The organism is Pseudomonas sp. CG7, from assembly GCF_023701885.1.
Classification (GTDB): Bacteria; Pseudomonadota; Gammaproteobacteria; order Pseudomonadales; family Pseudomonadaceae; genus Aquipseudomonas; species Aquipseudomonas zanjanensis.
Window position 1 is genome coordinate 23,135 of sequence record NZ_JABAEE010000064.1, and the last position, 15,957, is coordinate 39,091.

11 protein-coding genes and 1 pseudogene are annotated in these 15,957 nt (G+C 62.5%); 5 read left to right on the forward strand and 7 right to left on the reverse strand.

Annotated features, from left to right (window positions below):
* Window positions 1–18: 18 nt before the first annotated feature.
* The 4 genes and pseudogenes from HGO40_RS22695 to HGO40_RS22710 all read right to left on the reverse strand — a co-directional run bounded on the left by HGO40_RS22695 (window position 19) and on the right by HGO40_RS22710 (window position 5,335).
* A pseudogene (locus HGO40_RS22695) lies at window positions 19–2,430 on the reverse strand (TonB-dependent siderophore receptor).
* 99 nt (window positions 2,431–2,529) lie between these two features.
* Window positions 2,530–3,507 carry a FecR domain-containing protein gene (locus tag HGO40_RS22700; RefSeq protein WP_250964819.1) on the reverse strand — a complete coding sequence of 326 codons (978 nt, stop codon included), beginning with the start codon at window positions 3,505–3,507 and terminating at the stop codon, window positions 2,530–2,532.
* Window positions 3,508–4,023, reverse strand: a complete 516-nt coding sequence (locus HGO40_RS22705) for a sigma-70 family RNA polymerase sigma factor (protein ID WP_250964820.1) — start codon at window positions 4,021–4,023, stop codon at window positions 3,508–3,510.
* An 85-nt stretch (window positions 4,024–4,108) separates the two neighbouring features.
* Window positions 4,109–5,335 (reverse strand): MFS transporter, encoded by a 1,227-nt coding sequence (locus tag HGO40_RS22710; protein WP_250964821.1) that lies wholly within the window; start codon window positions 5,333–5,335, stop codon window positions 4,109–4,111.
* A gap of 241 nt (window positions 5,336–5,576) precedes the next feature.
* On the opposite strand from HGO40_RS22710, the gene HGO40_RS22715 reads away from it, so the two are divergent.
* On the forward strand, window positions 5,577–7,799 hold the full coding sequence (locus tag HGO40_RS22715; RefSeq protein WP_250964822.1) for a TonB-dependent receptor: 2,223 nt from the start codon (window positions 5,577–5,579) through the stop codon (window positions 7,797–7,799).
* A 297-nt stretch (window positions 7,800–8,096) separates the two neighbouring features.
* Here HGO40_RS22715 and HGO40_RS22720 read toward each other — a convergent pair whose 3' ends face one another.
* The 3 genes from HGO40_RS22720 to HGO40_RS22730 form a co-directional block, all read right to left on the reverse strand.
* Window positions 8,097–8,315, reverse strand: a complete 219-nt coding sequence (locus HGO40_RS22720) for a tautomerase family protein (RefSeq protein WP_250964823.1) — start codon at window positions 8,313–8,315, stop codon at window positions 8,097–8,099.
* Between the two features lie 131 nt (window positions 8,316–8,446).
* A complete protein-coding gene (locus HGO40_RS22725) occupies window positions 8,447–10,231 on the reverse strand; it encodes an IlvD/Edd family dehydratase (protein ID WP_250964824.1) in 1,785 nt (594 codons plus the stop codon).
* Window positions 10,232–10,278: 47 nt separating this feature from the next.
* Window positions 10,279–11,460, reverse strand: a complete 1,182-nt coding sequence (locus HGO40_RS22730) for a fumarylacetoacetate hydrolase family protein (protein ID WP_250964825.1) — start codon at window positions 11,458–11,460, stop codon at window positions 10,279–10,281.
* A gap of 114 nt (window positions 11,461–11,574) precedes the next feature.
* On the opposite strand from HGO40_RS22730, the gene HGO40_RS22735 reads away from it, so the two are divergent.
* The 4 genes from HGO40_RS22735 (at window position 11,575) to HGO40_RS22750 (ending at window position 15,790) form a co-directional block, all read left to right on the forward strand.
* On the forward strand, window positions 11,575–12,513 hold the full coding sequence (locus HGO40_RS22735; RefSeq protein WP_250964826.1) for a LysR family transcriptional regulator: 939 nt from the start codon (window positions 11,575–11,577) through the stop codon (window positions 12,511–12,513).
* Window positions 12,514–12,796: 283 nt separating this feature from the next.
* Complete coding sequence (locus HGO40_RS22740) at window positions 12,797–14,179, forward strand: MFS transporter (protein ID WP_250964827.1); 1,383 nt, start codon at window positions 12,797–12,799, stop codon at window positions 14,177–14,179.
* Entirely contained in the window at window positions 14,176–14,916 is a 741-nt protein-coding gene (locus tag HGO40_RS22745; protein ID WP_250964828.1) for an SDR family oxidoreductase, read from the forward strand. Before HGO40_RS22740 ends, HGO40_RS22745 begins: the two co-directional genes overlap by 4 nt.
* A 25-nt stretch (window positions 14,917–14,941) precedes the next feature.
* Window positions 14,942–15,790 (forward strand): ureidoglycolate lyase, encoded by an 849-nt coding sequence (locus HGO40_RS22750; RefSeq protein WP_250964829.1) that lies wholly within the window; start codon window positions 14,942–14,944, stop codon window positions 15,788–15,790.
* Window positions 15,791–15,957 lie beyond the last annotated feature (167 nt).

Genomic DNA, 15,957 nt, shown 5'->3' on the forward strand with positions numbered 1-15,957 from the left:
CGTCCCGGCCTGCGGGTTTCAGAAATCAACGGTGGCGGACAACAGCAGCGTGCGCGGTGCGCCTTGGGAAAACGCACCATAGGAGGCAACCCCCGACCAGTAGGCGCGATCAAACACGTTCTGCACCGTGGCGCGAAAAGTCGTGGGCCGCTCGGCGATGCGCGTGGCATAGCGGGCGCCGACATCGAAGCGGGTCCAGGCATCCAGTGCCTGGGTGTTGGCCTGGTCGACGTACTGGCTGGCGGTGTAGATCGCGCCGCTGGTCAACGTCAGCCCGTCGATGCCCGGGGTGTCCCATTCGGCCCAGAGGTTGGCCTGGACCTTGGGCACGCCCACCGGGGTGTTGCCGCGGTTGGCGGCCACGACAGTGCGGGTCAGCTCCCCATCGAGCAGCGTCACGCCACCGAGCAGGCGCGTGCCCCGGGCCACCTCGCCGGACAGGTTCAGTTCCACGCCACGGTTGCGTTGCTGGGCCTGGCCCGAAAACACCCTGTTCGACAATTCACCGCTGGGGTTCTTGATCTGGAACAGCGCCAGCGTGGCCATGAAACGGTCGTAGTCGAGCTAGATACCGATCTCCTGCTGGCGGGAGATGTAGGGTGAGAAAACCTCATCCGCGTTGGTTGCAGCGGACGGCGCAATGTCGCCCTTGCTCAGGCCTTCGATGTAGTTGTAGTACAGCGCGACATGCTCCCAGGGCTTGGCAACGATACCGAGCAGCGGCGTGGTTTTGCTTTTGTCGTAGGACGGGATGGCAACGGTGGTGCTGAAGTTTTCCGACTGGACGTTCTGCCTGCGCAGCCCGAGGGTGACTTGCAGGCGTTCATCGAGCACCGACAGGGTGTCGGCCAGGGCGACGCCGGACAATTGGCTCTCGGAGACTTTCGGGGTGTTGGGTTCGGCGAGGTTGGGCCGGGGCCGGTCGATCGGGTGATAGATGTTCGAGAGGATGGCGGGGCCGGAAATAATGCCCCGGGACAACTCGTCGCGATAACGGCTGACTTGCAGCACCGCGCGGTGACTGCCCGGCCCGGTGGCGAAGCCCAGGCGTGCGCCGGCGTCGACGGTGTAGCGCCGGACCTTGAATTGGTAATAGCCGGGATCTGATGACGTGTCGCCGGCCGCGTTGAGGATGGTCGGGGTTTGGTCGGATATGCGCTCGACCTCGGATTTTCCGCCACCGGCGTGGGCAAACAGCGTCAGTTGGTCGCTGAGGTCATATTCGCCACTCAGCAACGCCGACTTGTCCCGGGCTTGGGAGCGGCCCCAATCCTGGCTGACACTGGTCCGGCCGTTGGCGGCCGAGGGAATCTGCACGCCGGGGACGATCCTGAAGGGCCGCGATGCGGCGTCGAAGGCTTCCTTTTGATTGATCAGGTCCAGGCTCGTGCGCAGGCGATCCCCTTGGTAATCCAGGGAGATGGCGCCGGTACCGACCTCTCGGGACTGCTTGTCGATGGCCGTGTCGCCCTGCTGCAGGCTGCCGTTGAACCTGATCCCGAACCGGCGCTCTTCACCAAAACGCCGGCTGACGTCGAGGTGGCCGCCCAGTTGCGAATCCGTGGCGTAGCGGCTGGTGAATCGGGTCAGGTCCTCATCGAGGGCGCGCTTGGGGACCACGTTGATCACGCCGCCCACGGCGCTGTTGGGTGACATGCCATACAGCAGGGCGGCGGGGCCCTTGACCAGTTCGATACGCTCGGCGTAATCGGTGAACACCCGGTAGTTGGACGCCACGCCATACACACCGTCGAACGCCAACTCACCGAGATTGCCTTCCCCCAGCGGAAAACCGCGGATGAAGAACGAGTCGACAATGCCGCCCGCCTGGCCAGTGGCGCGCACCGAAGCATCACGCTCCAGCAAATCGCCCACGGTGACCGCCTGTTGATCGTTGATCATCGTCGAGGTGTAGCTGCTGACGCTGAACGGCGCATCCATCACATCGGCGTTGCCCAGCAGGCCGAGGCGTGCTCCGCGGGCGACCTGGCCGCTGGCGTCGGTGGGTGGCAAGTCGGTACTGGGTCTGCCGGCGGCACCGACGTTGATCTCCGGCAGGGACACTTGGCGCAGCACCAGGGTGTAGCTGCCATCGTCGCGGGCAATCATCTCCACACCGCTGTCACCCAGCAGGCGTGTGAGCGCTTGCGCTGCCGGATAAGTGCCGGACAGTCCCGGACTGAGCAGCCCCTCGGTGATCGACGGCTGGAACGACAAGGCAATGCCAGCGGTGATCGCAAAGCTCGACAGGGCGGCGCCGAGCGGCCCGGGGGCGATGTCATAGGCCCGCGGGGCGATGGCTTCCAGTTGCGCGGGCACGGCGGCCAAGGCGAACGACCCGGTGACCGTGCCCAAGGCAAGGCTCAACAGCACACTGCGCATGACGAGCTTGGACGGACGATCCGAATGCAGGGGCCGTGCAACGAGCATGGATGGATGACCCTATGGACGAGATGAAATGGTTATTCCTTTCTTTGCCAGTTGAGATCGAAAAAAGTATCACCAAGGGCAGCAATTTTTTTTGCGGGGTCAGGCGGGGGAGAGCGTCACCCAATAACCGCTCAAATGGCCGCTGACCAGGATCGGGTAGGTTTGCGCCAGCATATTGAGCGTGCGCTGGGTATCGCTGATGGGAAAGGCGCCGGAAACTCGCAGTTCGGCAATGGCCGGGTCGCAACGCACGAAGCCCCGGCGATAGCGGGCCAGCTCGGCGACGAAGTCCGCCAGGCGCATCTTGTCGGCCATCAGCATGCCTTGGTTCCAGGCGCCGACGTTGCGGTCTGCCGGCCTCAACGGGCCGAAGGCCTGTGCCGAGAAGTCAGTGCGCTGCCCGGCGTTGACAACGAGCGGCGCGGCCTGGCGAGCATCGGCCAATTCAATCCGCACAGCGCCTTCGAGTACCGCCAGATGGGTGGTCGATGGCAATTGGCGCACGGTGAACCGCGTGCCCAGGGCCTGCATCCGCCCCTCACGGGTACTGACCAGGAACGGCCGCGCCTGGGGTGAAGCATCCGGCGCGGTCTGCACCAGGATTTCCCCTTCGCGCACCTGGATGAGCCGCTGCCGGGTGTCGAACAGCACGTCGATGGCCGTGTCGGTATTGAGGGTGATGTGGGAACCGTCGGCCAGGGTCAGCTCGCGACGCTCGCCCACGGCGGTGCGATAGTCGGCGGCCCATTGCTGCGATTGCGCCAGTTTCCAACTGCCCCAACCGGCAGGCACCACGGCCAGCAGCAACGCCAGTTTGCCAAGGGCCGTGCGCCGTTCGGGGTTGCTCGGGCGATCCAGCGCCGACATCGCCAGCGAGCGTGGCAAACCGCCGAGCTTGCCTTGCAGCACTTGCGCACGGGACCAGGCCCGGCCGCGCTCGGGGCTGCTGGCTCTCCAGCATTCCCACTCGGCGCGCTCGCTGTCGCTGAGGTCGCGCTCACTCAAGCGCATCAGCCACTCAGCGGCTTCTTCGAGGACCTTGGGATCGAGCGGCGGCTCATGACGTCGGGTGAGCATTCATTCCACCAGCATCAGGCACTGCACGAACGCCTGCGTCATGTAGCGCTTGACCGTGATCAGCGAGACGTCCAGCTGTTGGGCGATGTCGTCGTATTTCAGGCCGCCGATCTGCGACAGCAGGAAGGCCCGTTTGACCGGCGCCGGCAGCGTGTCGAGCATGGCGTCGATTTCGTGCAGGGTTTCCAGCACCAGGAAGCGCAATTCAGGAGACGGTACTTCCTGGGCCGGCAAATGCGCGAGCGCTTCCAGGTAGGCGCGTTCCAGGGCCTTGCGCTGATACCAGTTGACGAGAATGCCCTTGGCCACGCAGCTCAGGTAGGCCCGGGGCTGGTCAATGACGGTGACTTGGGAGGCGAGAATGCGCGTGAAGGTGTCTTGGGCCAAGTCTGCTGCATCCATGGCGTTGCCCAGTTTCTTCTTCAACGTGGCGTACAGCCAGCCATGATGGCCGGCGTACAGCGCTTCGATCACGCGCAGATGATGGTCGTTGTTCGCGGGCAGGGTTTCGCTCATGGCTGCGTTTTTTTGCAATTGAGAAGTATTCCCAATGCTAAAGGACAACTTGTCCGGGACGCAAGCGGCATTCGACAACCCTGTTTCAGGTAGGCGACGGGTTTATCGGCCAGTATCGCAACGCGACGACGGGAATCAGTGCCAACCCATAAGCCAGGCAAACGAACAGGTAGGTGTACTGCAAGCCGTAGACCTGGCTGAGCAACCCACCGGCGGAAATGCCCGCGATCGACGCGAATTGGGCGGTGCCCTGGGCAATGCCCAGCACCTGGCCTTGTCGCGAGCTGGCGGCGGATTTCGAGATCAGCGCCATCAGCACCGGCGTGGTGGCGCCCAGCAGCACCCCCCAGATGAAGTAGGCGACGACAAAAACGATGGCGTTGCGCGTAGTCCCTGCCAGGGCGGTCAGGGCGATGCAACCGAGCACGACGTAGAGAATGCGGTGCAAGGTGTCCTGCTGGGTACGGTGCTCGAAATAGCGCGACCAGGCCGTGGCCGAGAGGATGAAACCCAGCGCCAGCAAGCCGTAGCAGAGGCCGACCACCGAGTGGCTGACGTCGAATACCGAGCTTACGTACAAGGAGAAGGACGTCTGCGGCAGCATCCGCGCCAACAGCAGGATGCCCATGACGCACAGCAACGACAGTAACGGTGTGCCTTGCCTGACGCTGTCGGTACGACGGGTCGCCGCCGGGGGTTGGCCGGTCGCGGATTTCGTCACCGGTGGCACGTCCGGCAAGGTCATTGCGGCGACCACCGTGCACACCGCGCACAAGGCCGAGGCGATGATGTTGATCCAGAAGAACGTGGCGTAGTCGAGGATCAGCCCCCCGACCACCGCGCCGAGCAATGAGCCGACGTTGGTGGATATTTGCAGGATCGCGAACAGCCGCGCTCGACGTGACGGGGCTTCGATGCTGACGCCGTAGGCCTGCGCCGGGGCGATGTAACCGGCAAAGGCGCCTTGCAGGAAACGCAGGATCAGGATGACCCAGATGTCACTGCTCAGCGCCAGCCCGAGCTGGGTCAGCGACAAGCCCGCCAGGGCGCGGATCATCATCAGCTTATGGCCGTAGCGATCGCCGATACGGCCCCAGAACGCGCTGGTCAGGATAATGCCCAGCATCGGCCCGACATACACGGCGATGCTGGCGAAGCTGAAAACCGACTCCGATGACGTCAGCCCGCGCAGGTGCACCGGCCAGAACGGCCCGCTCATTTCCATCGCGCCCATGGAAATGAGCTGGATCGCGAACAGAAGGGAAACCAGGACTCTGACGTTCGAACCCTGGAGGGCACCTGCGTGGGACATGACTCGACCTCGGTGGTTAATCGCTGGCAAGCGGGTGGGTGTGCTGCGGGCGATGACTCGGTCGGCAAGATGCCCGGCTGCACGAAAGGTTGCAAGGCGTCGATAGCGCAACAGCGGCTGTGTGCCCGAGCGTTCGGGGGCCGGCTGAAAAAAATAACCGCCGGGGGGTGATACTTTTCCGCAGGTCGACTGGCAATAGGAGTGATTACCATTTTCTCTCGTCGGAAAGGATCCTTAAGCCATGTCTGTTGCACGTCGACCTTGTGGTGAGTCTGCGTTATCCCTCGCGATTCGTACCGCCACCCTGAGTTTCATGCTGGTCGCAGGAAGCGCCACCGCCTGGGCGGCAACCCCCGGGCAAAAGCCCGCCGCCGAGCAAGCCTCGGACGTCCCTGCGGTCGACAGCGGCCCAGGCTTGACCCTTGACGCCACCAACATCACCGGCACCCACGACAACCCGAGCGCCCTGCCGGCCGAGCTGGCCGGTGGTCAAGTGGCGCGTGGTGCGCGCCTGGGGATGATGGGCAACAAGGACGTGATGGACACGCCATTCAGCGTGACCAGCTACACCGCCAAGACCCTGGCCGACCTGCAAACCGTGCCCGCGGCCGATGCCTTGCAACGCGACCCTTCGGGGCGCTCGACGGGCCAGGTGGGCGGTATCGTCGAATCGTTTTTCATCCGTGGTTTTCCCATCGGCGAGGGCAACCTTGGCGAACTGGCCTACGACGGTGTCTACGGTGTGGCGCCCAACTACCGGGTGTTCACCGACTATGCCGAACGGATCGAAGTGCTCAAGGGACCGGGTGCGCTGATGTACGGCATGTCGCCCAACAGCGGCGTGGGCGGGGTGATCAATATCGTCCCCAAGCGGCCGCTGGACGAAGACCTGACGCGCTTTACCGGCAGCTATGCGTCTGATTCCTACGTGGGTGGGCACCTGGACGTCAGCCGCCGATTCGGCTCGGAAAACCAGTTCGGCGTGCGCTTCAACGGCAGCCTCCAGGGTGGCGACACGGCCATCGATGATCAGGAGCGCGAGCTCGACATCGGCGCCATCGCCTTCGATTATCGCGGCGAGCGCCTGCGCTTGAACCTCGACTTCATCAGCCAGAAAGAAAGCTTCGAAGGTGCTTCGCGGCCCTTCACCGTCGCGCGCAATGTTGAGGTTCCGTCTGCCCCCAACGGTCGCACCAACGCATCGCAGAAGTGGGGTTGGTCGGACACCAAGGAGCAGTCGGCCTTGCTCGGTGGCGAATATGACCTGACGGACGCGGTCACGGTGTTTGCCCATGCCGGTGGCGGTCGGTCGGACGTCAAGCGGATGTCGGACCAGGTGCCAGAAATCATTAATAATGCCGGCGATATCACCAACAGGCCGGGGTACTACAAATTCAACGTGGATCGTTCGACAGCCGACGTGGGGGTTCGCGGGGTGTTCGACACCGGCCCTGTCACCCACACGACCACGCTGATGGCGAGCACTTATCAGGATGAGCTGTCACGGGGCATCAACCGAGGGACAGATATTCCCTCGAACATTTATCATCCGGTGGACGTACCCAAACCAGCCATAAATGCGCCCAGAGTACTGCGAGTTTCCGAGTCGCAGTTGTCCGGCTTTGCCTTGAGTGACACGTTGTCGGCATTGGATGACCGCGTTCAACTGACCCTGGGTTTGCGCCGGCAAAACGTCAAGTCGGAAAACTACAACACCCCCGTTGTCACTCCGTCCTACGACAAAAGCAAAACTACGCCAATGTTCGGTGTCGTCGTTAAGCCCTGGGAAGACGTATCGCTCTACTACAACTATGTCGAGGGCCTGAGTAAGGGTGACGCCGCGCCGGCTAACGCGACCAATTCCGGGCAAATGTTCGCACCTTATGTCTCCAAGCAACACGAGATGGGCGTCAAGTATGAGCACGGCACGTTCATGACCACCCTGGCACTGTTCCAGATCGAGAAGCCCAGTGGCGAGCTCGACGCGAACAATGTCTTCTCGGTGCAGGCCGAACAACGCAACCGTGGTATGGAATTGAGTGTGTTCGGCGAAGTGGCCCCCGGTACCCGCCTGATGGGCGGCGTGACACTGCTCGACGGCGAACTGACGGATTCCGCCACCGCAGCTAACCGTGGCAATAAACCGGTCGGCGTGCCAGACGTCCAAGCCAACCTGTGGGCGGAATGGGACACCCCATGGGTGGAAGGCTTTACCCTCACCAGCGGTGCGATCTACACCAGCAGCCAATACGTGAACCAGGCCAACACCCAGGAGCTGGATGCCTGGACGCGCTTTGACGCGGGCGCTCGCTACGCCACCAGGATCGAAGGTCGACCGACGACATTCAGGGCCACGGTCCAGAACGTCTTTGACCGTGAATACTGGTCGGGCGTCGCCTCGTATGGTGCCTTCTCGCCAGGCTCTCCACGTACCTTGCAGTTGTCGGCCACGGTCGATTTCTGAGGCAGGGCGAGGGGTGGCTCAAGCCAAGGGCCACCCTGTAAAAACTATTCGCTTAAGAAAAACGATGAACCTGTTCCCTGCGTTTCGCCGCAAATCCAATTGTGGGAGCGAGCTTGCTCGCGATAGCGGTATGACAGTCGATGAAGGTACTGAATATATGGCCTGCATCGCGAGCAAGCTCGCTCCCACAGGTTTTTCTGAGGCTCATAGAACTGACTGTTCCAGCCAAACACCCGCCCTGTGGCGAGGGAGCAATCTCTGGCCACAGGGGTTCAAACAGGTCTTAAGTGAACAGCGCTATTGCCCTTTGGCCGGCAGCCCCATCTTTTCCAGCGTCAGCGTTTCATCGGCGCGCCCCCAACCACCGTCCGACACTTCTTCCACCAGGACCATGGTGAACGGACGCACCCCCTCGCCGAAGTATTCGACGAACATCTCCGTGGTGCGGTGGATGATCTCTTCCTTGCGCGCGTGGTCCAGGATTCCTTCGGGAAATTTGTAGTTGGCAAATGGCATGGATCGACTCCGTGGGTGTGAAAGATTCGGCAGGGGCGAGGGCCCCTGGCGCGCATCTTTCTCCTTTAGGTCCGTGGAATAAATCCCTCTGGGTTGGCATCTGCATTCAACGTGCGTGAACAATCGCGCACTCAGTGCGAATGACGCGGCTCACCACTACGAGCAATCACCCGCAGGTGCAACGTCGCCGGCTCCAGGCAGCCCCCGGTGGAGAGTTGCCCCACCAGTTGCCGGTACAACTCCTGCCAGGGCGTTTGCGAAGGCGGGATGTTCGGCGTCCACGCGAGTCGGCGCCGGGCCATTTCTTCGTCGTTGATCAGCAGGTTCACCGTGCGGGTGTTCAGGTCCACTTTCAGCCGGTCGTTGGTTTGCAGCAACGCCAGGCCGCCACCGACGGCTGCTTCAGGGGACATGTTGAGGATCGATGGGCTCGCCGAGGTGCCGCTCTGGCGACCGTCGCCCAGGCAGGGCAGGGAGTCGATGCCTTGCTTGATCAGTGCGGCTGGCGGGGCCATGTTCACCACCTCTGCGCTGCCGGGGTAGCCCACCGTGCCAACGCCGCGAATGACCAGGATGCAGCGCTCGTCGATGTCCAGCGCGGGGTCGTCGATGCGGGCGTGGTAATCCTCCGGTCCTTCGAAGACGATGGCCCTGGCTTCGAAACTGTTCTCGGCGCCGGGCTCGGACAGGTAGGTCTTGCGAAACGCCTCGCCCACCACCGACATTTTCATGATCGCGCTGTCGAAGAAATTGCCGCTGAGCACGATGAAACCGGCACGGTGCTTGAGCGGCGTCTCGAAGGGATGGATCACATCGGCGTTGCTGGTCAGGCTGCCGCTGACGATTTCGCCGATGGTCCTGCCGCTGACCGTGGCGCAGTCTTCGTGCAGGCGTCCGGCTTTTTGCAGTTCATGCATGACCGAGGGCACGCCGCCGGCCCGATGGAACCCTTCGCCCAGGTACTTGCCCGCCGGCATGCAGTTGACCAGCAGCGGCACGTCTTCGCCAATTCGTTGCCAATCGTCCAGGCTCAGTTCGACGCCCATGTGCCGGGCGATGGCGATCAAGTGCGGTGGGCAATTGCTCGAAGCGCCGAGGGCGGAGGCGACGGCGATGGCGTTCTCGAAGGCCTGGCGGGTCATGATCTGGGAAGGGCGAACGTCCTGAAGCACCAATTCGCAGATACGCTTGCCGGTGGCGTAGGCCATTTGCCCGCGCTCGCGATAGGGCGCCGGGATGCTCGCGCAACCGGGCAGCGACATGCCCAGGGCTTCGGCCAGGGCGTTCATCGACAAGGCGGTGCCCATGGTGTTGCAGTGACCCACCGAGGGCGAGGCCGCGGTGGTCATTTCCATGAAGCCTTCGTAGTCGATCTCGCCGGCGGCCATCAGGTTGCGCGCATGCCAGAGCACCGTGCCGGAGCCGATCAGTTCGCCCTTGTGATGGCCGTCGAGCATCGGCCCGCCGGACAGGACAATGGCGGGCAGGTCGGTGGTCGCCGCCGCCATCAGGCAGGCGGGCGTGGTCTTGTCGCAACCGGTGGTGAGCACCACGCCATCCAATGGGTAGCCGTGAAGGATTTCCACCAGCCCCAGGTAGGCCAGGTTGCGGTCCAGCGCCGCCGTGGGCCGGCGCGACTGTTCGGCGATCGGGTGCACCGGGAATTCCATGGGGATGCCGCCGGCATCGCGGATGCCGGCCTTGACCCGTTGGGCCAGTTCCAGGTGATGACGGTTGCAGGGCGTCAGGTCGCTGCCGGTCTGGGCGATGCCGATGATCGGGCGTCCCGATTGCAGCTCTTCGCGGGTCATGCCGTAGTTCATGTAGCGTTCGACATACAGCGCGGTCATGTCCGCGTGGGCCGGGTCATTGAACCATTGCTCGCTGCGCAGGCGGCGTTTAGGCGTGTCACTCATGATTCATGTCTCTCTTGTAATTGGATGAATCGGTCACGGTGGTGGCGTCAGCGGCCCAGCAGTCCTCGGGCGGCGAGGTTTCGGATCAGGGCACCGACACCAAAGGTCCAGGGGGCGGCGTCGCAGCTGTGGGTGCCCTGGTTATGCAGGCTGCCAAGCAACGGGCTGCTGATGCTGACCACGTCCCCGCGCTTGTGGGTGAAACCGCTGCCGGGATGGTCGCGGTCTTCGGTGGGGGCGAACAGGGTACCGAGAAACAGCACAAACCCGTCCGGATATTGGTGGTTGGCGTTGAGTGTCTGGCCCGCCAGGTCCTGCGGGTCACGGCTGATCTGACTCATGGAACTCGAACCGTGCAGGCGGTAGCCATCTTCGCCTTGTACCTTGAGATCAACCACGCAGGCGCGAACGTCATCGAGGCTGAAGTGTTCGTCGAACAGGCGAATGAACGGGCCGATGGCGCAAGACGCGTTGTTGTCCTTGGCCTTGCTCAGCAACAGCGCACTGCGGCCTTCGATGTCCCGCAGGTTGACATCGTTGCCCAGGGTGGCGCCGTGGATCTGGCCATGGCTGTTCACCGCCAGCACCACTTCCGGTTCCGGGTTGTTCCATTGCGAGATCGGATGAATGCCGATGCGGCTGCCGCTGCCCACGGCGGCCAGGACCGGTGCCTTGGTGAAGATTTCCGCATCCGGGCCGATGCCGACTTCCAGGTACTGCGACCACATGCCCTGTTCAATGAGCAAGGCTTTCAGGCGCATGGCTTGCTCGGACCCCGGCACGATGGCCCGCAGGTTGTCGCCGATCACGCTGTGCACGGTGGCGCGTACAGCCTCGGCCTTTGCCGCGTCACCGCCGGCTTGTTCCTCGCTCACCCGCTCGATCATGCTGGCGGCGAAGGTCACGCCGGCGGCCTTGATCACTTGCAAGTCCAGGGGCGGCAAGAGGAACGGCTTGGTCGGGTCGGCATCAATGCCGGTATTGGCCAGCAACGCTTCGACGCTGGCGATGAAGGTACCGGGCGTTTGCCTGACAGCGGCCAGGGGGGATTCTGTTTCCAGCAAGTCGCTCAATGTCGCAAAACGCTCCGACAGATCGAACACCCCGTCGCTGCGCAGAACCACGGGTGAAGGCCCAGCGATACGGCCAGGTACCCAGGCACGACCAATCAGGGTGCCGGCAACGCCATCGACGGGCAGGGTGTTCTCGGGAGTCAGCATCAGCGACATGGGCAGTCTTCCTGGTGAGTAAAGCGTTCAAGCTAGGGCGCGCTGTTGATGAACTCCAATGAGATATATTCAGTATCTGATAACGTCCGGTTATTGCATCGTCGAGGATTGTCCATGTCCGACCTGTCTTTCTCCAGCTTCTGCGGCTGGCTCAAATTTCGCCATCTGCTGCTGATCGATACCTTGGGGCGCACCTGCAACATGCATCTGGCGGCCGAGCAGATGAACCTCAGCCAGCCGGCCGTGAGCAAGATGCTCAAGGAAATCGAAAGCCTGCTCGGCTTTGCCCTGTTCGAACGCCGACCCCGGAGCATGCCGCCCACCGCACTGGGCGAACATGTGCTGCGTTACGCGCAGATCGCCTTGAACGACGCCCGTTCGTTCGTCGAGCAAATCAGCAGCCTGCGCGAAGGCGGCCATGGCTACCTCAAGGTCGGCGGTATCTTTGCCGCGACGGCGGTGGCCTTGCCCGAGGCGATCCTGCAGATCAAGCAACGCTGGCCCTTGCTGTCCATCGAGGGGGTGGAGCAGACCAGCAACCATCTGATGAAGATGCTTGAAGAAAAGAAACTTGACCTGGCCGTGGCGCGGTTTACCGAGCAAAGCCAGCAACAGCGCTACGATTTCCAGCCCCTGGCCCCGGAGCCGTTCTGCATCGTGGTCAACGACCGCCACCCCCTGGCGAACGCCGGGCCGACCTCCTTGCAGCAACTGGTGGGCCAGCCGTGGATTCTCTACCCGGGCGGCACGCCGATCCGCGCCCGCATGGAACTGGCCTTCGCCGAAGCCGGGGTGGGGATGCCGCGCAACACCATCGACACCATTTCCATGCAGACCTTCCTCCAGGTCCTGCAACGCGGCCCCATGATCGGCATGCTGCCCAATGCCATGGTCGATCCGCTGCTCGAAAGCGGCCAGCTCAAGACCCTCGATACGCCGCTGCACCTGGTGCCGCAGGATTACGGGATCCTGACGCGAAAGGATGAGCCATTGGTGGGCGCGGCGCTGGAGTTCGCCGAGATCCTCAAGGACAACGCCCGCCAGAGTGGTTGACTGTGCCACCGCTATCGCGAGCAAGCTCGCTCCCACAGTTGTTTTGTGTTCACTAGCGAATCCGCGGCACTGCCGCACCCCTGTGGGAGCGAGCTTGCTCGCGATGGCGGCGGGCCTGTCCACATCGATCCTGTGCCAATCCTTAATACTGATAACAATCCGTTATCAACTAATCCAAAAATGCCATTGGGAAAGAATCGATCCCCGACAGTAGAGTCCTCGTTCAATCGCCGGATGACTCGCTCATTCGACGTGACCCAATAAAAACAATCAGGGGTTACTTATGCAAACCATCTCCGAGCAGTTGCCCGCCCAGGCGCAAGCTGGCGAGCTCGACTTCGAAGAACGGACCTACCGCAAGGTCATCTGGCGCATCCTTCCCGTCCTGCTCCTGTGCTACATGGCGGCGTACCTCGATCGGGTGAACATCGGGTTCGCCAAGCTCGACATGCTCAACGAGCTGCAATTCAGCAACACCGTGTATGCCTTGGGCGCCAGTATGTTTTTCTGGGGCTATTTCCTCTTCGAAGTCCCCAGCAACCTGTTGCTGCATCGCTTTGGCGCGCGGTTCTGGATCGCCCGGATCATGCTCAGCTGGGCGGTGATCTCCATGGCCGTGGCCTACACCGTGCCGCTGGCGGCGTTTTTCCATCTCGAATCGAGCACGATGTTCTACGTGCTGCGTTTCCTGCTGGGGATCTGCGAAGCGGGCTTTTTCCCTGGCGTGATCCTCTACCTCAACTACTGGTTCCCGACCCACCGGCAGAGCCGGGTGATGTCCGGGTTCCTGCTGGCGCTGCCGGTCAGCCTGACCCTGGGCGGCATCCTCTCCGGCTGGCTGATGAACAGCATGCAGGGCGTCCACGGGATGTCCGGTTGGCAATGGATGCTGATCATCGAAGGCATTCCGTCGATCATCATGGCGTTCGTGGTGATCGTCTGCCTGGCCGACAACATAGACAAGGCCAAATGGCTCTCCGTCGCGGAAAAAGCCTTGCTCAAGGCCAATCTGCAAACCGACAACCAGGGCAAGGCCACGCGCTTGAGCGAAGTGTTTTTCAACCCTCGGGTGTGGTTGCTGGTGTTGATCCTGCTGCCCTTCAACACCGGTTTCTATGGCCTGGCGTTCTGGATGCCGTCGATCATCAAGAGCACCGGCATCACCAATAGCCTGCATATCGGTTTGCTCACTGCCATTCCTTACTCGGTGGCGGTGGTGGCGATGCTGCTCAACGCCCGTCATTCCAACCGTACCGGCGAGCGGCGCCTGCATGCGGCGATCCCGGCCTTCATTGGCGGTGTCGGGCTGATCCTCAGCGCGTTTTTCGCCGATAACCTGGTGCTGTCGGTCCTGTTCCTCAGTGTCTCCGCCTCGGGGATCCTCAGCCTGATGCCGATTTTCTGGACGCTGCCGGGCACCGTGCTGTCGGGCGTTGCCGCCGCGGCCGGCATTGGCATGATCAACGCCATCGGCAACCTGTCGGGCTTCACCGGTTCGATGATCACCGCCGTGGCGGAAACGCTGACGGGTAATATCAATAACGGTACTTACGTGTTGGCCTTGTGTCTGTTGGTCAGCGGTGGATTGATCCTCGCGATCCCTGCCTCGATGCTCGGCAGGACGCCCAAGACCGCGCCCACGGCAGCGCAACTGGAGACCGCATGAATCTGCAAAACAAGCGAGTCCTGGTGACGGCGGCCGGGCAAGGCATCGGCTTGGCCAGCGCCATTGCCTTCGTCCAGGCGGGCGCCGAAGTGTTCGCCAGCGACATTGATATTGGCGCATTGGCGGGTATCGAAGGCATCACGCCGATGATCCTCGATGTCACCTCGGCCGATGCCATCGACGCTGCTCGCGACCACATCGGCGGGCTGGACGTGCTGTTCAACTGCGCCGGTTATGTGCACAGCGGCAACATCCTGGAATGCGATGAAGCGTCCTGGGCACGTTCGATGGACCTCAATGTCACGGCCATGTACCGCATGATCCGCGCGTTCCTGCCGGGCATGTTGGCCCGTGGCGGCGGCTCGATCATCAACATGTCGTCGGTCGCGTCCAGCATCAAGGGCGTGCCCAATCGTTTCGCCTATGCTGCCAGCAAGGCGGCGGTGGTGGGGCTGACCAAATCCGTCGCCATCGACTTTGTCGGCCAGGGCATTCGCTGCAACGCCATCTGCCCCGGCACGGTGGACTCGCCTTCGCTACGCCAGCGCATCGCCGACCAGGCTGCGCGACAAGGTGTCGAAGAAGCAGAGGTCTATCGGCAGTTTCTCGACCGCCAGCCCATGGGTCGTATTGGCCACACCGAGGAAATCGCGCAATTGGCGTTGTACCTGGGCAGCGACGCGTCCGCCTACACCACCGGGACGGTGCATGTGATCGATGGCGGCATGAGCCTCTGAATTTTCACTTGAGCAGGAGCACTTCATGAAACTGTTGCGTTACGGCGAAAAAGGTTCGGAAAAACCCGGACTGTTGGATGAAGACAAGCAGATCCGCGACCTGTCGGGCCACGTCGCGGACATCGCCGGGCAGGCCTTGGGCCCGGAAAGCCTGGCGCGACTCGCCGCCCTCGACCCCCGCAGCCTGCCGCTCGTGGAGGGGCAGCCGCGCATCGGGGCCTGTGTCGGCCAGGTCGGCAAATTCATCTGCATTGGCCTGAACTACGCCGACCATGCCGCCGAGTCGAACATGGACGTGCCGAAAGAGCCGATTATCTTCAACAAATGGACCAGTGCCATTTGCGGGCCGACCGACGACGTCCAGATTCCCCGTGGCTCGCTCAAGACCGATTGCGAAGTCGAGCTGGGCGTGGTCATTGGCAAGGGCGGGCGCTACATCGACGAAGCCAAAGCCATGGAGCATGTCGCCGGTTATTGCGTCATCAATGACGTGTCCGAGCGCGAGTGGCAACTGGAGCGCGGCGGCACCTGGGACAAGGGCAAGGGCTTCGACACCTTCCGCCCTCTAGGACCCTGGCTGGTGACCCGGGACGAAATCGCCGACCCCCATACGCTGGATCTGTGGCTGGAAGTCGACGGGCATCGCTATCAAAACGGCAATACCCGGACGCTGATCTTCAGCGTGCCGCAACTGATCGCCTACCTGAGCCGCTGCATGAGCCTGCAACCGGGGGATGTGATTTCCACCGGCACACCACCGGGTGTTGGGCTGGGCATCAAGCCCAACCCGATATTCCTGCGCCCGGGCCAGACCATGCGCTTGGGTATTGAGGGCTTGGGCGAACAGTGTCAGGTGACTGTGCAGGCGGACTGAGGGCTAGGCTCGCTGCCGTCTTCGCGAGCTGGCTCGCTCCCACAGAAGGACTTCCGATGCACGCAGATATTGTGCCTGCTGAAGATCCACTGTGGGAGATTCTATGGTTGAGGGGAAGCCCTCAAGCCGCTTTTGGTTGGTATTCGCTTTGCCCTTTCAGCAGAGCG

Coding starts and splice junctions, on each gene's coding strand:
- HGO40_RS22700 (WP_250964819.1), bottom strand. CDS start 3,507: ATGCTCACCCGACGTCATGAGCCGCCGCTCGATCCCAAGGTCCTCGAA.
- HGO40_RS22705 (WP_250964820.1), bottom strand. CDS start 4,023: ATGAGCGAAACCCTGCCCGCGAACAACGACCATCATCTGCGCGTGATC.
- HGO40_RS22710 (WP_250964821.1), bottom strand. CDS start 5,335: ATGTCCCACGCAGGTGCCCTCCAGGGTTCGAACGTCAGAGTCCTGGTT.
- HGO40_RS22715 (WP_250964822.1), top strand. CDS start 5,577: ATGTCTGTTGCACGTCGACCTTGTGGTGAGTCTGCGTTATCCCTCGCG.
- HGO40_RS22720 (WP_250964823.1), bottom strand. CDS start 8,315: ATGCCATTTGCCAACTACAAATTTCCCGAAGGAATCCTGGACCACGCG.
- HGO40_RS22725 (WP_250964824.1), bottom strand. CDS start 10,231: ATGAGTGACACGCCTAAACGCCGCCTGCGCAGCGAGCAATGGTTCAAT.
- HGO40_RS22730 (WP_250964825.1), bottom strand. CDS start 11,460: ATGTCGCTGATGCTGACTCCCGAGAACACCCTGCCCGTCGATGGCGTT.
- HGO40_RS22735 (WP_250964826.1), top strand. CDS start 11,575: ATGTCCGACCTGTCTTTCTCCAGCTTCTGCGGCTGGCTCAAATTTCGC.
- HGO40_RS22740 (WP_250964827.1), top strand. CDS start 12,797: ATGCAAACCATCTCCGAGCAGTTGCCCGCCCAGGCGCAAGCTGGCGAG.
- HGO40_RS22745 (WP_250964828.1), top strand. CDS start 14,176: ATGAATCTGCAAAACAAGCGAGTCCTGGTGACGGCGGCCGGGCAAGGC.
- HGO40_RS22750 (WP_250964829.1), top strand. CDS start 14,942: ATGAAACTGTTGCGTTACGGCGAAAAAGGTTCGGAAAAACCCGGACTG.